At 65.8% G+C, this 18,448-nt stretch carries 10 protein-coding genes; 6 read left to right on the forward strand and 4 right to left on the reverse strand.

The genetic code is table 11. From position 1 onward, the window contains the following. Window positions 1–86 precede the first annotated feature (86 nt). A complete protein-coding gene (locus M3U25_RS15610) occupies window positions 87–1,907 on the reverse strand; it encodes a GspE/PulE family protein (protein WP_242157627.1) in 1,821 nt (606 codons plus the stop codon). A gap of 76 nt (window positions 1,908–1,983) precedes the next feature. On the opposite strand from M3U25_RS15610, the gene glyQ reads away from it, so the two are divergent. After that, window positions 1,984–2,892 carry a glycine--tRNA ligase subunit alpha gene (glyQ, locus tag M3U25_RS15615; RefSeq protein WP_160947476.1) on the forward strand — a complete coding sequence of 303 codons (909 nt, stop codon included), beginning with the start codon at window positions 1,984–1,986 and terminating at the stop codon, window positions 2,890–2,892. Window positions 2,893–3,071: 179 nt separating this feature from the next. Further along, complete coding sequence (glyS, locus tag M3U25_RS15620) at window positions 3,072–5,366, forward strand: glycine--tRNA ligase subunit beta (RefSeq protein ID WP_355501731.1); 2,295 nt, start codon at window positions 3,072–3,074, stop codon at window positions 5,364–5,366. Window positions 5,367–6,173: 807 nt separating this feature from the next. On the opposite strand, the gene rep is transcribed toward glyS, so the two are convergent. Beyond that, the gene (rep, locus tag M3U25_RS15625) at window positions 6,174–8,150 is read right to left on the reverse strand and encodes a DNA helicase Rep (RefSeq protein WP_010340793.1); all 1,977 of its coding nucleotides are present in this window, start codon (window positions 8,148–8,150) and stop codon (window positions 6,174–6,176) included. A gap of 135 nt (window positions 8,151–8,285) precedes the next feature. Between rep and M3U25_RS15630 the strand changes: the two genes are divergently transcribed. Together M3U25_RS15630 and M3U25_RS15635 are read left to right on the forward strand one after the other, a co-directional pair. After that, on the forward strand, window positions 8,286–8,906 hold the full coding sequence (locus tag M3U25_RS15630) for a thymidine kinase (RefSeq protein ID WP_242082658.1): 621 nt from the start codon (window positions 8,286–8,288) through the stop codon (window positions 8,904–8,906). Between the two features lie 167 nt (window positions 8,907–9,073). Further along, window positions 9,074–9,838 (forward strand): sel1 repeat family protein, encoded by a 765-nt coding sequence (locus tag M3U25_RS15635; protein ID WP_355501728.1) that lies wholly within the window; start codon window positions 9,074–9,076, stop codon window positions 9,836–9,838. 206 nt (window positions 9,839–10,044) lie between these two features. Here M3U25_RS15635 and M3U25_RS15640 read toward each other — a convergent pair whose 3' ends face one another. Next, window positions 10,045–11,649, reverse strand: a complete 1,605-nt coding sequence (locus M3U25_RS15640) for a glucan biosynthesis protein D (protein ID WP_355501725.1) — start codon at window positions 11,647–11,649, stop codon at window positions 10,045–10,047. 235 nt (window positions 11,650–11,884) lie between these two features. Then, on the reverse strand, window positions 11,885–12,697 hold the full coding sequence (gene mutM, locus M3U25_RS15645) for a bifunctional DNA-formamidopyrimidine glycosylase/DNA-(apurinic or apyrimidinic site) lyase (RefSeq protein ID WP_355501722.1): 813 nt from the start codon (window positions 12,695–12,697) through the stop codon (window positions 11,885–11,887). Window positions 12,698–13,084: 387 nt separating this feature from the next. On the opposite strand from mutM, the gene M3U25_RS15650 reads away from it, so the two are divergent. Continuing rightward, on the forward strand, window positions 13,085–17,740 hold the full coding sequence (locus M3U25_RS15650) for an RHS repeat-associated core domain-containing protein (RefSeq protein WP_355501720.1): 4,656 nt from the start codon (window positions 13,085–13,087) through the stop codon (window positions 17,738–17,740). Then, a complete protein-coding gene (locus tag M3U25_RS15655; protein WP_355501717.1) occupies window positions 17,730–18,176 on the forward strand; it encodes a hypothetical protein in 447 nt (148 codons plus the stop codon). Before M3U25_RS15650 ends, M3U25_RS15655 begins: the two co-directional genes overlap by 11 nt. The last annotated feature ends 272 nt before the right edge of the window (window positions 18,177–18,448 follow it).

The following is an 18,448-nucleotide window of genomic DNA, read 5'->3' on the forward strand; positions in this document are numbered from 1 at the left end:
GGCGCGCAGTGAGACGCCTCCGCAAGCGACATCGGGCGCGCAGCCGCCGCACGAAGAGACCAACGCCAACCGCGCCTCCCGCCCGCTCACTCCCGCGGCGGCAGCACCGACAGCACTTCTTCGATGGTGGTCAGTCCGGCGGCCACCTTTTCCAGGCCGGCGCGGCGCAGCGTGCGCACGCCCTCGTCCTGGGCGGCGCGGCTGAAGCCGGCCAGGTCCATGTCGGCGCGGATCAGGGTACGCAGGCGCGGGGTCACCGGCAGCAGTTCGTACAGGCCGACCCGGCCCAGGTAACCGGTGCGGCGGCACTCCAGGCAGCCGACCGGGGCGTAGGGCTGCAGCGGCTCGGGCAAGGCCTCGCCCGGTTCGCGCAACGCGTCCCACTCATGCGGCTCCAGCGCGTGCGGGCGCTTGCAGTGGCCGCACAGGGTGCGCACCAGGCGCTGCGCCAGCACGCCGTTGAGGGTGGAGGCGACCAGGTAGTGCGGCACGCCCAGGTCGAGCAGGCGGGTGATCGCCGACGGCGCGTCGTTGGTATGCAGGGTCGACAGCACCAGGTGTCCGGTCAGCGAGGCCTGCACCGCCATCTGCGCGGTTTCCAGGTCGCGGATTTCGCCGATCATGATGATGTCCGGGTCCTGCCGCAGCAGGGTGCGCACGCCGCTGGCGAAGTCCAGGTCGATGTTCGGCTGCACCTGCATCTGGTTGAATTCGGTGGCGATCATCTCGATCGGGTCCTCCACGCTGCACACGTTCACGTCCGGCGTGGCCAGGCGCTTGAGCGTGGAGTACAGCGTGGTGGTCTTGCCCGAGCCGGTGGGGCCGGTGACCAGCACGATGCCGTGCGGGCGTTCCACCAGCGCGTTCCAGCCGGCCGCTTCCTGCGCGCTGAAGCCGAGCTGGTCCACGCTCTTGAACGCGGCGTCCGGGTCGAAGATGCGCATCACGCACTTCTCGCCGAAGGCGGTGGGCATGGTCGACAGGCGCATCTCGGTCTCGCGCCCGCCCGGCGAGCGGGTCTTGATGCGCCCGTCCTGCGGCCGCCGCCGCTCGGCCAGGTCCATGCGCCCGAGCACCTTGATGCGGCTGACGATGGCGGTCATCACCGCCGGCGGCACTTCCAGCACCTTGTGCAGCACGCCGTCGATGCGGAAGCGCATGCGCCCGGCCTCGCGCCGCGGCTCCAGGTGGATGTCGCTGGCGCGCTGTTCGTAGGCGTACTGCAGCAGCCAGTCGACGATGTGCACGATGTGGTGGTCGTCGGCGTTGACGTCGCCGCCGCGGCCCAGTTCCACCAGTTGCTCGAAGCTGGGCAGGCCGCTGCTCTGCTCGGTGCGCCCGTCCTTGGCGCCGCGCACCGAGCGGGTCACGCCGAAGAACTCCATCGTGTAGCGATGCAGGTCCAGCGGGTTGACCACCACCACTTCGATGCGGCGCCGCGCCAGGTGCTGCACGTCGCCGAGCCAGTCCAGCGCCAGCGGTTCGCTGGTCGCCACCAGCAGGCGCTCGGGCTGCAGCGCGAGCGGCAGGATGCGATGGCGGCGCGCGTAGGCGTGCGAGACCACGCCGGTGACCGCGGCCACGTCGACCCGGGTCGGATCGATGCGCAGGTAGCGCAAGCCACAACGCTGCGCCAGCCATTCGGTCAGCCGCTCCAGGCTCAGCTCGCTGCCCGGCGGGCGGGTCGCGGCCAGTTTCAGGTTGGACAGCAGCACCAGCGGATGCACGTCGCTGACGGTGCGCGCGGTCTGCGCCGAGAACTGCACGCGGCCGCGTTCGGCCGGTGCGACCAGGCCGTCGGCGAGCAGCGCGGCGGCCACGCGCTCGAAGCTCAGCCGGCCCGGCGGCAAGGCGACGGCGGGCTCGGCGGGCAACGACGCGGGCGGCGCGGCAGGGCGCGAATCCATGGTCCAGGTCCGGTGCGCGGAAGTCCCCGCGAGTCGGTCGCTATACTAGCGCACCCCTCAACCGGCCCCCTGCGAGATGTCCGTTTCCCGGTCCGTTCCGATCACGTTCCAGGGTCTGATCCAGACCCTCAACCAGTTCTGGGCGCAGCACGGCTGCGTGCTGATCCAACCGCTGGACCTGGAAGTGGGCGCCGGCACCTTCCATCCGGCCACGTTCCTGCGCGCGCTCGGGCCGGAGCCGTGGAACGCGGCCTACGTGCAACCGAGCCGCCGTCCCACCGACGGCCGCTACGGCGAGAACCCGAACCGCCTGCAGCGCTACTACCAGTACCAGGTGGCGATGAAGCCGAACCCGGACAACATCCAGCAGCTGTACCTGGATTCGCTCAAGGCGCTGGGCATCGATCCGCTGGTGCACGACCTGCGCTTCGTCGAGGACAACTGGGAATCGCCGACGCTCGGCGCCTGGGGCCTGGGCTGGGAAGTGTGGCTCAACGGCATGGAAGTCACCCAGTTCACCTACTTTCAGCAGGCCGGCGGCCTGGAGTGCAAGCCGGTGCTGGGCGAGATCACCTACGGGCTCGAGCGCCTGTGCATGTACCTGCAGAACTGCGACAACGTCTACGACCTGGTGTGGACCTACGGCCCCGACGGCAGCCCGGTCACCTACGGCGACGTCTACCACCAGAACGAGGTGGAGCAGAGCGCGTACAACTTCGAACACGCCAACGTGGCCGAGCTGTTCCACCGCTTCGACGCCTGCGAGCAGGAAGCGCAGGCGCTGGTCGAAGTCGGCCTGCCGCTGCCGGCGTACGAGCAGGTGACCAAGGCCAGCCACGCCTTCAATCTGCTCGACGCACGCCGCGCGATCTCGGTGACCGAGCGCCAGCGCTACATCCTGCGCGTGCGCGCGCTGGCGCAGGCGGTGGCCAAGGCCTACTACGCGCAGCGCGAGAAGCTGGGCTTCCCCGGCGTCAAGAAGTGATGCAAGCCCCTCTCCCGCCGGCGACCGAAGGAAGTCCCCGCGGGAGAGAGGGGTTGGGGTGAGGGTACGCCGGCACGCACGGCCGGCTGCTCCGACTCCCCAGGCGCCCGCACCCTCATCCGCCCCTTCGGGGCACCTTCTCCCGCAGGGAGAAGGAACCGCTAAGCAAGGTCTGACACATGAGCCAACACCTTCCCCTGCTGATCGAACTGGGCACCGAGGAACTGCCGGTCAAGGCATTGCCGGGCCTGGCCCAGGCGCTGTTCGACGGCGTCATCGCCGGGCTGGAGAAGCGCGGCATCGCGGTCGAGCGTGGCGACGCCAAACCGCTGTCCACGCCGCGCCGGCTGGCGGTGCTGCTGCCGGGCGTGGCCGTCGAGCAACCGGAGCAGCGCGCGGAAGTGCTCGGCCCCTACCTCAACATCGCGCTGGACGCCGACGGCCAGCCGACCAAGGCGCTGCAGGGGTTCGCCGCCAAGGCCGGGATCGACTGGACCGCGCTGGAGCGCACCAGCGATGCCAAGGGCGAACGCTTCGTGCACCGCGCGGTGAACCCGGGCGCGCGCACCGCGACGCTGCTGCCGGAGATCCTGCGCGAGGCGATCGCGGCGATGCCGATCCCCAAGCCGATGCGCTGGGGCGATCACGACTACGGCTTCGCGCGGCCGGTGCAGTGGCTGGTGCTGCTGTTCGGCAGCGAGGTGGTGCCGATGCCGCTGTTCGGCGTGCAGGCCGGCCGCGACAGCCGCGGCCATCGCTTCCTGCACGACGCGCCAGTACCGCTGGCGCAGCCGGGCGACTACGTGGCCGCGCTGCAGGCCGCGCAGGTGCTGGTGGACCCGGACGTGCGCCGCGCGCGCATCGTCGCCGAGGTCGAACAGGCAGCGCGTGAGGCCGGTGGCAGCGCGCGCATCGCCGAGGACAACCTGGAGCAGGTGGTGAACCTGGTCGAATGGCCGTCGGCAGTGCTGTGCAAGTTCGAACCGGCGTTCCTGGCGGTGCCGCAGGAAGCGTTGATCGAGACCATGGAGAGCAACCAGAAGTTCTTCCCGGTGCTGGATGCCGGCGGCAAGCTCACCGAGCATTTCATCGGCATCGCCAACATCGTCTCGCGCGACGTCGCCGAAGTGGCCAAGGGCTACGAGCGGGTGATCCGCCCGCGCTTCGCCGACGCCAAGTTCTTCTTCGACGAAGACCTCAAGCAGGGCCTGGAGGCGATGGGCGCCGGCCTGGCCAGCGTCACCTACCAGGCCAAGCTCGGCAGCATCGCCGACAAGGTGCAGCGCGTGGCCGCGCTGGCCGAGGCGATCGCCGCGCAGGTCGGCGTGGACCCGGCGCAGGCGCGCCGCGCCGCCGAACTCAGCAAGAACGACCTGCAGTCGCGCATGGTCAACGAATTCCCGGAACTGCAGGGCATCGCCGGCCGCCACTACGCGCTCGCCGCCGGCGAACCGAGCGAAATCGCCCTGGCGATCGACGAGGCCTACCAGCCGCGTTTCGCCGGCGACGACATCGCGCTGTCGCCGCTGGGCAAGGTGCTGGCGATCGCCGAACGCCTGGACACGCTGGCCGGTGGCTTCGCCGCGGGGTTGAAGCCGACCGGCAACAAGGATCCGTTCGCGCTGCGGCGCAATGCGCTGGGGTTGGCGCGGACGGTGATTGAGAGTGGGTTTGATGTGAATCTGCGCAATTTGCTTGCCGCCGCTACGCTGCAGGCGCTCCTCGCTGTCGCCGCCACCACTCCGAAGAAGGAAGCAGCGGGGAGGCAGCCCGCCACAAACCCGGCTGCCACCGCCTCCGCGAGCGGCGGTTTCGTCGCCGACGTTCTGAAGTCTCACTTTGCCGAGCACGGCCAGACAGCCGCAACACTGGATGCGGCGCCGATGGTGGCCGAACTGTTCGACTTCATCCTCGACCGCCTGCGCGGCTACTACGCCGACAAGGGCGTGCCGGCAACGCAGTTCAACGCAGTAGCCGCGCTGTTCTCGGTCGCGGCTGAAGCCGCTCCTACGAAGGACACGGCGGCGCCCGTAGGAGCGGTTTCAACCGCGACCGCGGCGCTCGGCTCGCTCTACGACTTCGACCGCCGCATCGACGCGATCGGCACCTTCGCCGCGTTGCCGGAGGCCGAGGCGCTGGCCGCGGCCAACAAGCGCATCCGCAACATCCTGCGCAAGGCCGAGGGCGAGATTCCGGCGCAGGTCGACGCGGGCCTGCTGCGCGAGCCGGCCGAGCGCGCGCTGGCCGAAGCGGTGGAAGCGGCGATCGCCGAGACCGACGGCGCGCTGCGCCAGCACGACTACGTCACCGTGCTGAATTTCCTGGCGCGGCTGCGCCCGCAGGTGGACGCGTTCTTCGACGGCGTGATGGTCAACGCCGACGACCTGGCGCTGCGTCGCAATCGCCTGGCCCTGCTCAAGCGCCTGGGCGATCGCCTCGGCAGCGTCGCGGCGATCGAGCACTTGTCGGCGTAAGCGCCAGCGCCGTCGAGCGGGAACGGGCCGCTTAGCGGCCCGTTCTCGTTTATGGAGATGGCTGCTGCCGCGATGCGCGGCGCCACTGGCTTCGGCACACCGCAATGCGTCGGGACTGAAGTCCCTCCCACAGTGCATTGGCTATATGCTCCGCACGCCTCGGCAGGAGCCGCGCGTGTTTCTGCCGCAATGAAAGGAACCAGCAATCACAGCGCAGAGGAGAACGCGCCTGGCCGGAGGCCTCCAACCCTGCACACAACGGACAGTATGCGAGCGCCCGCGATCAAGCCCCTCTCCCCCCGGGAGAGGGGTTAGGGTGAGGGTACGGCGCGAAGCGACCCGCAGAGTGTGGGTCCACGAGGCTTCGCCCGCACCCTCATCCGCCCCTTCGGGGCACCTTCTCCCACAGGGAGAAGGAACAGCCGACTAGCCCTCTGCCTCCGGGAGAGGGTCTGGGGTGAGGGTACGGCGCGAAGCGACCCGCAGAGTGTGGGTCAACGAGGCTGCGCCCGGACCCTCATCCGCCCCTACGGGGCACCTTCTCCCGCCGGGAGAAGGAACAGCCCACTAGCCCCTCTGCCTCCGGGAGAGGGGTTGGGGAGAGGGTACGGCGCGAAGCGACTCGCGCAGTGTGAGTGCACGAGGCTGCGCCCGACCCTCATCCGCCCCTGCGGGGCACCTTCTCCCGCAGAGAGAAGGAACAGCGACAAGTCCACGCACTACACGCACTAAACCCAAGCCTCACCACCCGCAGCGCAATGCACCCCGCGTTACGAATCCCCAATCCCGATTCCCCAATCCCGGCTCTCAATCGAACAACGCCTGGATCGCCGCCAGCCCCGCATTGGCGCGCTCCTTCTTGCGCGCGGCGTCGGCCACCGGGTCGGCGCCATCGCGCTGCATTTCCTCGGCCGGGATCTCGTCGAAGAAGCGGCTGGGCTTGAGCCGGATGTGCTCGCCGAACTTGCGGGTGAGCTTGCTGTAGCTCATCCACAGCTGCTCCTTGGCGCGGGTGATGCCCACGTACAGCAGGCGCCGCTCTTCCTGCAGGTTGCCTTCTTCCAGGCTGACCTCGTGCGGCAGCACGCCGTCCTCGCAGCCGACGATGAACACGTAGCGGAACTCCAGGCCCTTGGACGCGTGCATGGTCATCATCCGCACCTGGTTGCCGCCGTCGTCCTTATCGTTGCGCGACAGCAGCGCCAACTGCGCGGCCAGGTCGCCGACGGTGGCGCCGCGCGGGCCGCCTTCGAACCACTTGGCCAGTTCCTCCAGGTTGCCGCGGCGGCGCTGGAAACTCGCTTCGTCCTTGCACTGGCTGCGCAGTTCGCGGATCAGCCCCGACTGCTCGGCCAGTTGGCGCACCACGTCGGCCGAGGACAGCGTGGTCGAGGCCGCGCGCAGTTCGTGCAGGATGTCGACGAAGTCGCTCAGGCCGTTGGCCGCGCGTGGCGGCAACTGCTGCAACGCACCCACCGACTCGGCCGCGCGCGACATCGGCAGATGCTTGGCCGAGGCCAGTTCGGCCAGCTTGGCCAGCGAGGTCGCGCCGACCTCGCGCTTGGGCGCCTGCACCGCGCGCAGGAACGCCGCGTCGTCGTCGGGATTGACCAGCAGGCGCAGCCAGGACAGCACGTCCTTGACCTCCTGCCGCTCCAGGAACGCGGTGCCGCCGGTGATGTGGTACGGCACGCTGGCCATCTGCAGCGCTTTTTCCAGCGGCCGCGACTGGAAGTTGCCGCGGAACAGGATGCAGAAGTCGCTCCACGGCACCTGCTTGGCGGTGCCCAGGTAGGCGATCTCGGCGGCGACTTTTTCCGCCTCGTGCTCGCTGTCGCGGCACTCCCACACGCGAATGCGCTCGCCGTCGGCCTGGTCGCTCCACAGCGTCTTCAGGTGCTCGTGCGGGTTGTGCGCGATCAGGGCATTGGCCGCGCGCAGCACGCGGTTGGAGCAGCGGTAGTTCTGCTCCAGCTTGATGATCTGCAGGGCCGGGTAGTCGCGGCCCATCTGCATCAGGTTTTCCGGGTTGGCGCCGCGCCAGGCGTAGATGCTCTGGTCGTCGTCGCCCACGCAGGTGAAGTTGCCGCGCGGGCCGGCCAGCATCTTCAGCAGCCGGTACTGCGCGTCGTTGGTGTCCTGGCTCTCGTCCACCAGCAGGTAGCCGATGCGTTCGCGCCAGGCCATCACGATGTCCTCATTCTCCTCCAGCACCTGCACCGGCAGGCGGATCAGGTCGTCGAAGTCCACTGCGTTGAAGGTACTCAGCCGCGCCTGGTAGCGCTCGTACAGGCTGGCCGCTTCCTGCTCGCGGTTACTGCGCGCGGCCGCCATCGCCTGCTCCGGCGACAGCCCGGCGTTCTTGGCGCGCGAGATCAGGTTCTTGGCGTCCTCGATCGCATCGGGCTTGGCGCCGGGCATCAGGTCCTTGATCTGCGCGGCGGCATCGTCGGCGTCGAAGATCGAGAAGCCGCGCTTCAGGCCCACCGCGGCGTGTTCGATCTGCAGGAACTTCAGCCCCAGGGCGTGGAAGGTGCAGATGGTCAGACCGTCGGCGGCCTCGCTGCGGATGCGCTTGGCCACGCGCTCGCGCATTTCCTTGGCCGACTTGTTGGTGAAGGTGATCGCGGCGATGCGCTTGGCCGGGTAGCGGCCACTGGCGATCAGGTGCGCGATCTTTTCCACGATCACGCGGGTCTTGCCGCTGCCGGCGCCGGCCAGCACCAGCAACGGACCCTCGCAATGCAGGACCGCGGCGCGTTGGGGAGGATTGAGACCGTGCATGAAGACTTCCCTTGGCCGCGCATTGTACCGGGCGCCGGCCGGCACCGACGCCCGGCCGTCGCGCCGGCGCTGAACCCGTTCGCGATCCGGCCGACGAAGGCCGGGGCGCGCGGCCGCCGCGCTAGAATCTGCGGCATGGCGAAACTGTATTTCTACTATTCGGCGATGAACGCCGGCAAGACCACCACGCTGCTGCAGTCGGCGCACAACTATCGCGAGCGCGGCATGCGCACGGCGATCCTGACGCCGCGGCTGGACCACCGCGCCGGCAGCGGCGTGGTCGCCTCGCGCATCGGCCTGCGCGCCGACGGCATGCCCTTCGTCGCCGAGACCGATCTGCTGGCCACCATCGAGGCCGATATCGCCAACCACGGGCCGCTGCATTGCGTGCTGGTGGACGAGGCCCAGTTCCTCAGCCGCGCCCAGGTCTGGCAGCTCAGCGAAGTGGTCGACCGGCTGCGCATCCCGGTACTGTGCTACGGCCTGCGCACCGATTTCCGCGGCGAACTGTTCGAGGGCAGCCAGTACCTGCTGGCCTGGGCCGACGAACTGCAGGAGATCAAGACCATCTGCCACACCGGCAGCAAGGCGACGATGACCGTGCGCGTGGACGAGAACGGCCACGCGGTGCAGGACGGCCCGCAGGTGGAGATCGGCGGCAACGAGCGCTACGTGTCGGTCAGCCGCCCCGAGTTCAAGAAGATCATGCGCGGCGAAGGCCGCATCGATCCGCTGCAGATCGCGCTGCCGCTGTAACCGGAATGCAACCGCCGACGCACCGTGCTGGTGCGTCAGGTCTGGAGGCGATGAACCGTGGCTGACACGGGCCGCACGCGCGGCGGTGCCTATGCCATCAGTCTATGGAGCGCGCCCGGGCGGCATGCCTAGAATCGCGCCGATGACGCACTCATGGGACGAGGAACATGCTTTCGTTGAAAGGATTTTTCGCCGGCAGCGCGACCGCATTGGCCTGTGCCCTGCTGCTTGCCCTCCCCGGCCCCGCCGCTGCGGCCCCGGGCGACCACACCTTCCAGGACATCCCTGCGCAGGTCCTGACCGACGGCTTCCTCGACGCGCACCTGGACCTGTTCTATCGCCGTGCCGGCATCCGCGCCGACAAGAAGGGCGAGTACGCCGAGGCCAGGAAGCAGTACCAGTTGGCCGCCCGCTATGCCGACAAGCCGTCGCAGGCGCGGCTGGGCGAGATGTACTGGGAGGGCCAGGGCGGCGCCGCCGACCATACGATGGGCTTCCTGTGGATGGCGCTGGCCGCCGAGCGCGGCTACGACCAGTTCGGCGCGCGCAAGATGGAGTACTGGAACCAGCTGACCCCGGACGAGCGCAAGCGCGCGGCCAAGCTCGACAAGTCCATGCTCGCCGAGTACGGCGACCAGGTCGCCAAGCCGCGCCAGGAAGCGGTATTGCGGCGCGAGGCGATGCGCAGCACCGGCGGCCTGCTCGGCCACTCCGGCGCGGCCGGCCCGCTGTCGATCAACGGCCCGCGCGGCGGCAGCATCGATCCGGAAGTGTTCTACGCCAAGCAGTTCTGGGAACCGAGCGCGTACTGGAAGCTGCAGGACCAGGTGTGGGACGGCCGCACCCCGGGCCGGGTCGACATCGGCGATGTCGAGGACATCAGCACGGAAGGCGCGCCGCAGAAGCCGCCGCAGGAGCCCGACAAGCACTGAAGGCGGAGCCATTTCCGCGTCGGGACTGAAGTCCCTCCCACAGCAGCACATTGCCGGGACCGCGCATCCTTGTCGGAGCGGCTTCAGCCGCGACGCGCGATGCACACCACGCTCGCACACCCGGCTGCGCCAGGACTGAAATGCGAGCGAGCGCAATGCCCGATCCAAGCACGCGCGCTGCCGGCAGGCAGCGCGCGCGGTTGCGCTCAATACAGCTTGCGCTCGGCCGCCGGCGGCGGCGTCCACTGGTACAGCCAGGTCTCGGTCAGCGGCCGCTCGCCGCTGCGCAGGTACAGGCGGATGTCGATCTGCTCGCTGCCGTCGTCCGGCGGCACCACGTCGAACATCGCGCGGTAGCCGGAAATCTCGTGCAGCGGCCGCGCCGAGACGATCTCGGTGCGGCCGCGGTTGAGCTGCAGCACCGCCTCGACCTTGGCGTCCTTCTCCTTGCCCAGCTTGGCCAGCTCGCCGCCGGCGAAATCTACCGCAAAGCGCCACGAGAAATAGTGCCGCTTCTGCCCGACCACGCCACCCAGGCCGGTGCGGGTGGCCACGCAATGCGCCAGCGGCGAGGACGCGGGCGGCTGCGCGCCCCAGTACAGGCGATAGCCGAACAGCAGTTCCTGGCCCGGCTGCGGCTTGTCCTGCGGATTCCAGAACGCGACGATGTTGTCGAAGGTCTCGTCGACGGTGGGGATCTCCACCAGTTGCACCGAGCCCTTGCCCCAGCCCTGCTTCGGCTCCACCCACAGGCACGGGCGCTTCTCGTAGAACACGCCGTCGTCCTGGTAATGATCGAAGTTGCGGTCGCGCTGCAGCAGGCCGAAGCCGCGCGGGTTCTCGTCGACGAACATGTTGAAGCGCAGGTGCGGCGGATTGCACAGCGGCCGCCAGATCCACTCGCCGCCGCCGGTCCACATCGCCAGGCCGTCGGTGTCGTGGATCTCCGGGCGCCAGTCCCAATCCATGCGGCGATCGTTCTCGCCGACCTGGTACATGCTGGTGCACGGACCCAGGCCCAGGCGCTCGATGGTCTTGCGCGGATACAGCGCGCTGTCGATGTCCATCAGCAGCATGTCGCCGTTGGTGATCGCGAAGCGGTAGGCGCCGGCCACGCTGGGCGAATCCAGCAGCGCATAGACCACCACCGTGTCCGAGCCGGCCTTGGGCTGTTCCAGCCAGTAGGCGATGAAGTCCGGGAATTCCTCCGGGCCACCGGTGCCGGTGTCGATCGCCAACCCGCGCGCCGACTGGCCGTACTGGCCTTCCTTGCCCACCGCACGGAAGTAGCTGGCGCCGAGGAAGGCGGCGAAGTCGCGGTCGGTGTCCTGCTTGGTGTTGAGACGGAAGCCGGCGAAGCCCAGTTCCTTCGGCAGCGGCTTGCCCTTCAGCCCGCTGCTGCCGTAGTCGAATGCCGCGCTGTCGTAGGCCAGTTCCTGCGCCTGCCCGTCCACCAGGTCGAACATGTGCACCGGCGTCTTGAAATACAGGCCCAGGTGGAAGAACTTGGCCTGGAACTTCGGCCCCGGCTCGGCCGCCCACAGCGCGTGATCCTGGCGGTAGCGGATCGACTGGTACTGGTCCCAGGTCAATCCCTCCACCGGCGCCGGCAGCACCCGCTTGTGGCTCTGGTACGGCGCCTCGGCCATGGCCCGCGCGTGGCCCTTGAGCCAGGCGTAGTCGAACGGCTGCGGCTTGCCCAGGCGGCGCAGGCCCACCGCGGGGGCGGCCTGGCCGAGCATCGGCATCGCCGGCAAGCCCATGGCGGCGAAGGCGGCGGCGGCGTTCTTGAGGAAATCGCGTCGTTGCATGGCCGGGATCGAAACGGAAAAGGACGCTCATCATAGACAAGCGGCGCCGAAGACGGCGGTGATGGCGCCCATGCGGTGGAATCCGCGGGCACGGGCACGCCGGGCAGCCGAGACCTGGCGCGTGGGACGCGTCTTCCCGCCCCTGCCTTCCGGATTTGGCAATGCGGACCGGGCAACGGGTCTACCCGCGCGAGCCGACTGCGCCATCTGCGCTCCACGCGAGCGCCGCCATCGCTCAGCGCTGGCAGTGGCCGCACCAGACGCTGGTGCGCTGGCCGATGCTGGCATGACGCAGCGTGCGCCCGCAGCGCTTGCAGGCCTCGCCCTCGCGGCCGTAGACCGACAGTTCCTGCTCGAAGTAGCCCGGTGCCCCGTCCGGGCTGATGAAATCGCGCAGCGTCGTGCCGCCGCGCTGGATCGCATAGCCCAGGATCGCCTTGGCCGCCTCGGCCAGGCGCGCGTAGCGGGCGCGCGAGACCTCGCCGGCCTCGCGCAGCGGACTGATGCCGGCCTGGAACAGACTCTCGGCGGCGTAGATGTTGCCCACCCCGACCACGATGCGCTGGTCCATCAGGAAGGTCTTGACCGGCGCGGTGCGGCCGCGGCTGAGCCGGAACAGATGATCGCCGTCGAACGCCTCCGACAGCGGCTCCGGCCCCAGTTCGGCCAGCAACGGATGGGTCTCGCCCGGCGCCTGCCACAACAGGCAGCCGAACCGGCGCGGATCGTTGAAGCGCAGCACGCGGCTGTCTTCCAGGCTGATGTCGACATGATCGTGCGCCCGCGGCGGCGTGTCGCCGGGCAACACGCGCAGACTGCCGGACATGCCCAGATGCAACAGCGCGCTGCCGACCGCGGTGTCCAGCAGCAGATACTTGGCACGCCGGCGAATCCCGTCGATGCGCTGCCCCGGCAGGTGCTCCGCCACCTCCGGCGGGATCGGCCAGCGCAGATCCGGCCTCCGCAGGATCACCCCATGGATGCGCCGCCCCGACAGATGTGGCTCCAGGCCGCGCCGGGTGGTTTCGACTTCGGGGAGTTCGGGCATGGCTTGAACAGCGTAATCAGGCAGCAGATGACATTGAAACTCTAACATCCTGGTCACACCCGGGAGCCCCGCAGTCGCACCTCCCAGCGATGTGTAGAGCGACTGCATACCGTTTAGAGGTAAGAGCCACGCCTTCGCGTTTGAGTCACCATGCTGACATGAAATGGCCACGACTTAGTCAGTAGTTGACACATTTATCTGTGATAGGTTTCCATTTCGCGAGCGTTGGACGCGAGCCGCCGCAGCGCGGCGTTGAACGGGAAGGGAGCAATCCGCTCAGCAGGTGATCTGCCACTCCAGTAGTGACATTGGCCGCGCACGGAAGCCTGCGCAAAAAAGAAGTTGCACGTTGCCGCGCGCAAGTGCCACCTCACTTAGGGATAAGAAATGCGCAAGAAAGGAAACTGTCATATTCAAACCACCGTCAAAGGGCCGCGGAAGTGGCTAGCACACCTTTGCCTCCTCCTGCCATTGGCAGCAGGGCTGATCAATGTGGCGCAGGCAGAAGAAAGCAAGCGGACATGGACGCTGGTGGATTCCGATGGAGCAAGTCATGGCCAGTACACGACGCAAGAGCAGGCCGCGGCCGCCATCAAGGACTTGCCGCCCCCCAATGCATATGTCCCCGAATTCTACAAATACGCCGATCAGATAAAGAGCCAGGAAGTCCTGGAGAACGGCGACGTCAAAATCACATACTGGAACGGCAAGGAGCTACCGACGGATCCGGAGTGGATGTATGTCGGTGATCAAGATTACTCCACTGAAGAGGAAGCGATAAGGTCGCTTGAACAAATAGCAAACGAAAGTAACAGCCCTTGTCCAGCGACGGCGAAAATTACGCTTTTGGGAGGCTGGCAGGACACACGCACCGATGGCAACGATGGTGGCGAGTGGGGAGAGAAAGCCTACAGGCTCGACTATAACTATTTTGGTGCGGACGAGTGCGTACCTAAAAGCGAGCAGATGGAGCTTGCCCGCCATCGCAGGACCGAGTGCCCGGTTGAAAAGCTGATGTTCTGGCGCGACAAGTACCAGGCGTGCGTCAACGAATACGCCATCGCCTTCGTCGTCACCAAGACTCTTGAACGCGGTTGCGGCTACGAGGGCAATCCGTGCGATACCAAGACCGGTGACAAGTATGAAGTTGCCCCGGATTTCGATCTTGGTTGGATTGCGCTCGAACGGCACTACCACTCGGGCATCTCGAATGACACTGGTGGCTTCGGCTATGGCTGGACGCACTCGCATGCGATCAGGCTTGCCATTGGCGCCGACGGCATAGGATTGATCGATGGTGGGGGCTTCCATACCCGATATCACCAAGTCGGGGATGGATATTTCGCTTCGGACAATAGCGGCGACCGACTTATCGCTGACGGCGCACTGTGGAAGCTCTACCGCAGAGATACCTTGCTGATCTTCGATGCCAATGGAAGGCTTTTGGAACGAGAAAATCGTGACGGTACATTTCTGCACTACAACTATGACGATCTGGCGCGCTTGACCACGATCCTACATAGCAGTGGTCGTACACTCGATTTCCACTACCTATCAGCGACAAGTGGGGCGTTGATCGGAGCGATCACTACATCCGGCATTCCACTGGTTACCTATACGTATACTCAACGTGGCCAAGTGGAAACCGCCACATACCCAGACGGGACCCAAAAGCTCTACCACTATGAGGACCCTCGCTTTCCTGGAAATCTGACCGGATTTACCGGCGAAGACGGTCAGCGCTTCAGCACCTTCGCCTACGACGAGGCTGGCCGTGCGATCTCCAGCCAGCACGCAGGCGGCATCGATGGGATCACTCTGGCGTACTCGGCTGCCGGCACTCGCGTCACCGACGCACTGGGCGACGTCATCGATTACACGATGACTAACGCCGGTGGCGCGTCGCCGAAGGTTGGTGCCGTTGCCAGAACCGACGGCACGCTGCAGTACAGTTACAACGACCAGTCCAGCGACTTCCGCCGCCGGCTCAGCAGCTTCACCGATCGCCGTGGTATCCAGACCCAGCACAGCTACGCCGAAGCGACAGAGAACGGGGTGGCGGTGAACATTCACACCGTGCGCGAGGCGGTCGGGCAACCACAGGAGCGCACCACAACGACGCGTACCGCGGCTGGCAGCAATCGCCTGCTGTCGGTGCAGACCGGTGGGCGTGCCGTGTCCTACAGCTACAACGATCGCCTGCAGCCGGTGCAGATGACGAGCAGCGACACGGCTTCAGGCAAGCAGCGGACGGTCACCTACAGCTACTGCGAAGCGGCGGACGTGGCGGCGACCGACAGCACCTGCCCGATCCTGGGCCTGCCCAAGTCGGTCGATGGCGCGCGCACCGACGTCAACGACACCACCACGTTCACCTACTACGCAACCGACGACAGCACCTGCGCCACCTCCCCGACCACCTGCTCGCACCGCAAGGGCGACCTGTGGAAGGTGACCAATGCGCTGGGCCAGGTCACCGAATACCTGGCCTACGACGGCGCCGGCCGCGTGCTGTCGGCGAAGAACGCCAATGGCGTGGTCACCGACTACACCTATCACCCGCGCGGCTGGCTGACCGCCAGCAAGGTGCGCGGAGCCGACGACAGCAGCGAGAGCGATGACCGCATCACCGCGATCGACTACTGGCCGACCGGGCTGGTCAAGCAGGTGACGCAGCCCGATGGCGGGTTCACCCGCTTTACCTACGATGCCGCGCACCGGCTGACCGATATCGCCGACAACGCCGGCAATACCATCCACTACACCCTGGACAATGCCGGCAACCGGCTCAAGGAAGACACCAAGGACGCGTCTGGCACGCTTAAGCGCACGCTTTCGCGCGTGTACAACCAGCTCGGCCAACTGGCGACGCAGGCCACCGCCCAAGGCGATCCGACCGACTTCGGCTACGACGCCAACGGCAACACCAAGACCGTCACCGACGCGCTCGGGCATGCCACCCAGAACGACTACGACCCGCTCAACCGCCTGGCGCGCACGCTGCAGGACGTGGGCGGCATCGCCGCCGAAACCAAGTTCGGCTACGACGCCCTGGACAACCTGATCAAGGTCACCGACCCCAAGGGCCTGGACACCACCTACGCCTACAACGGCCTGGGCGACCTGACCAAGCTCACCAGCCCGGACACCGGCAGCACGACCTATACCTACGACAGCGGCGGCAACCGCGCCACGCAGACGGATGCGCGCAACAGCAAGACCAGCTACGGCTACGACGCGCTGAACCGCCTGACCCAGGTCACCTATCCGACCACCAGCCTCAACGTCAGCTACACCTACGACGTCAGCCAGACCACCTGTGCCAGCGGTGAGACCTATGGCGTCGGTCGCCTGACCCGGATGCAGGATGGCAGCGGCAGCACCGACTACTGCTATGACCGCTTCGGCGAGTTGGTGCGCAAGGTGCAGACCACCAACGGCAAGGTGTTCGTGGTGCACTACGCCTACACCAAGGCTGGGCAGCTGAGCCGCCTGACCTACCCGGATGGGGCGGTGGTGGACTACGTGCGCAATGCCCAAGGCCAGATCACCGAGGTCGGCGTGACTCCGCCCGGCGGCACGCGACAGGTGCTGCTGAACCAGGCCACCTACTATCCGTTCGGCGCGGTCGCCGGCTGGACCTATGGCAACGGCCGTCCGATACAGCGCGTGCTGGATCAGGACTATCGCCCGCTGGCGGTCAATGACACCCGCAGCGACGGCCTGGCGGTAGGCTTCGCCTTCGACCCGGTCGGCAATCTCAGCGCACTGACCGCGCCGGGCAACACCGCGCCGGTGATCAAACTGGACTACGACCCGCTGGGCCGGCTGACCGCGTTCAAGGACGGCCCGACCGATACGGTGATCGATGGCTATACCTACGACGCCACCGGCAACCGCCTGAGTGCCAAGGTCAACACTGCCACTCAGACCTACAGCTATCCGACCACCAGCCATCGCCTGAGCAGCGTGGCCGGCACCGCACGCAGCTATGACGCGGCCGGCAACACCACCGCGATCGGCGGCACGGCCGTGCAGTACGTGTACGGCGCCAATTGCCGGCTGACACAGGTCAAGCGCAGCAGCACCACCGTGGCGAACTATGCCTACAACGGCCGTGGCGAGCAGGTGCGGCGGGTGGGCAAGACAAACGTCTACACGCTGTACGACGAGAGCGGTCACTGGCTGGGCGACTACGACAACAACGGCGCCGTCGTGCAGCAGGCGATCTGGCTGGACGATCTGCCGGTCGGCGTGCTGGCCAAGACCACGCTGCGCTACGTGCAGCCGGACCACCTGGGCACCCCACGCGCGGTGATCGACCCGGTCCGCGACGTGGCGATCTGGCGCTGGGACCTGAAGGGCGAAGCCTTCGGCACCACCGCGCCGGACCAGGATCCGGATAAGGACGGCACCGCCTTCGTGTTCGACCTGCGCTTCCCGGGCCAGCGCTACGACGCGCTGAGCGGGATCAATCAGAATTACTTCCGAGACTACGAGCCGGGCACTGGGCGGTATGTGCAGAGTGATCCGATTGGGTTGGATGGGGGGATCGGCACTTTTATCTACGCTCAATCGCGGCCCGTGTCAGCTATAGATTTTTATGGTCTCGAATCGGTCGGTTCGTTTAATAACGGCGGCCATCGAATGTCTTGGGAGGATGGCCCGAAGCGTACCCCCGATTATTTTAAGCTTCAATCAGACCTCTATGTTTTCAGTTTTTCAATTACGCTGTCACGTAGTGGGAAAATTTTTGTGGGGGGAGGATTTGCTCGTAATTATTTGACGTACAATACTAAAACCCCAGGAATCTCACTGTCGGCAGGATTCTTGAATCAATGTGACGACCCAAGCGGTAGCGAGGTTGACAATTTTATCGGTGGTTTTGGCATGGGGGCTGCAGGTGGCTATCGTGGAATTGGAGGCGCCTTTGCATGGTCACCTGGCCAAGGTACGGCTACTGAAGTGGGTTTAGGCATTGGCGCTGGCGCTTCACCCGGAGAAGTCACTACAGAGAAGTGGAGGATCGGAAGTGGCTGGTAAAAAAACTAATATTTTCTTCAAAGTAGCCTTTTTTGTTGCTTTTGGAGCCATAGCTTTATCTATTATTCTGGGCCATGACGGCTCTGATAAAGTTGCCATGGCTGATCTTAAGAAGACAGCAAGATCATCTCTGCCATCAAATTGGCCGACGACCTCAGAAGCAACCATTAATAAAGGAACATTCATCGGATATGCCATATCCAAGAATAGCCCTGTCGACATAATAGAAAGCGCAAAAGCTATCGAAAAATTGGCTGGCGCTGAAGGATTTCATGAAAAATCCAATGTCGGCTCTAACGCTCATTATCGAAAAGTGTTTTGTCGCCAATCCACAGCTCTTGATGTGGAAATATACAAAAAAACCGATAAAGAATTTGTTGTTGAATCAGGTGCTTATTGGGCGTCACAAAAGAGTGACTCTAGATATTGCCGATAGCACTAAATAAAACTACATGCCTGCGAAACCACGAGTTAGAATCTAAACAATCTCTCTAGAACCAAACTCCTATTTGGCGTAGGTGTAAAATTATATTAAGAGCAACAGACTCGGATTCTTAGTGGAACAACTCGAAATATTTGAGTAAATCATACAGACCATGCTTGCGAAACTGATATCGTATAATTTGCCAAAGCGATGCAACGGTAGACGGTAGGTATGAAAATTTTCAAGTGGGCGTTAGTGCTTTTATCTTTTTTGGCATTTTCTCT

Origin of the sequence: Xanthomonas sp. PPL134 (genome assembly GCF_040595915.1) — a bacterium.
Classification (GTDB): domain Bacteria; phylum Pseudomonadota; class Gammaproteobacteria; order Xanthomonadales; family Xanthomonadaceae; genus Xanthomonas_A; species Xanthomonas_A indica.

Coding starts and splice junctions, on each gene's coding strand:
- M3U25_RS15650 (WP_355501720.1), top strand. CDS start 13,085: ATGCGCAAGAAAGGAAACTGTCATATTCAAACCACCGTCAAAGGGCCG.
- glyQ (WP_160947476.1), top strand. CDS start 1,984: ATGTCCGTTTCCCGGTCCGTTCCGATCACGTTCCAGGGTCTGATCCAG.
- M3U25_RS15640 (WP_355501725.1), bottom strand. CDS start 11,649: ATGCAACGACGCGATTTCCTCAAGAACGCCGCCGCCGCCTTCGCCGCC.
- rep (WP_010340793.1), bottom strand. CDS start 8,150: ATGCACGGTCTCAATCCTCCCCAACGCGCCGCGGTCCTGCATTGCGAG.
- mutM (WP_355501722.1), bottom strand. CDS start 12,697: ATGCCCGAACTCCCCGAAGTCGAAACCACCCGGCGCGGCCTGGAGCCA.
- glyS (WP_355501731.1), top strand. CDS start 3,072: ATGAGCCAACACCTTCCCCTGCTGATCGAACTGGGCACCGAGGAACTG.
- M3U25_RS15630 (WP_242082658.1), top strand. CDS start 8,286: ATGGCGAAACTGTATTTCTACTATTCGGCGATGAACGCCGGCAAGACC.
- M3U25_RS15635 (WP_355501728.1), top strand. CDS start 9,074: ATGCTTTCGTTGAAAGGATTTTTCGCCGGCAGCGCGACCGCATTGGCC.
- M3U25_RS15610 (WP_242157627.1), bottom strand. CDS start 1,907: ATGGATTCGCGCCCTGCCGCGCCGCCCGCGTCGTTGCCCGCCGAGCCC.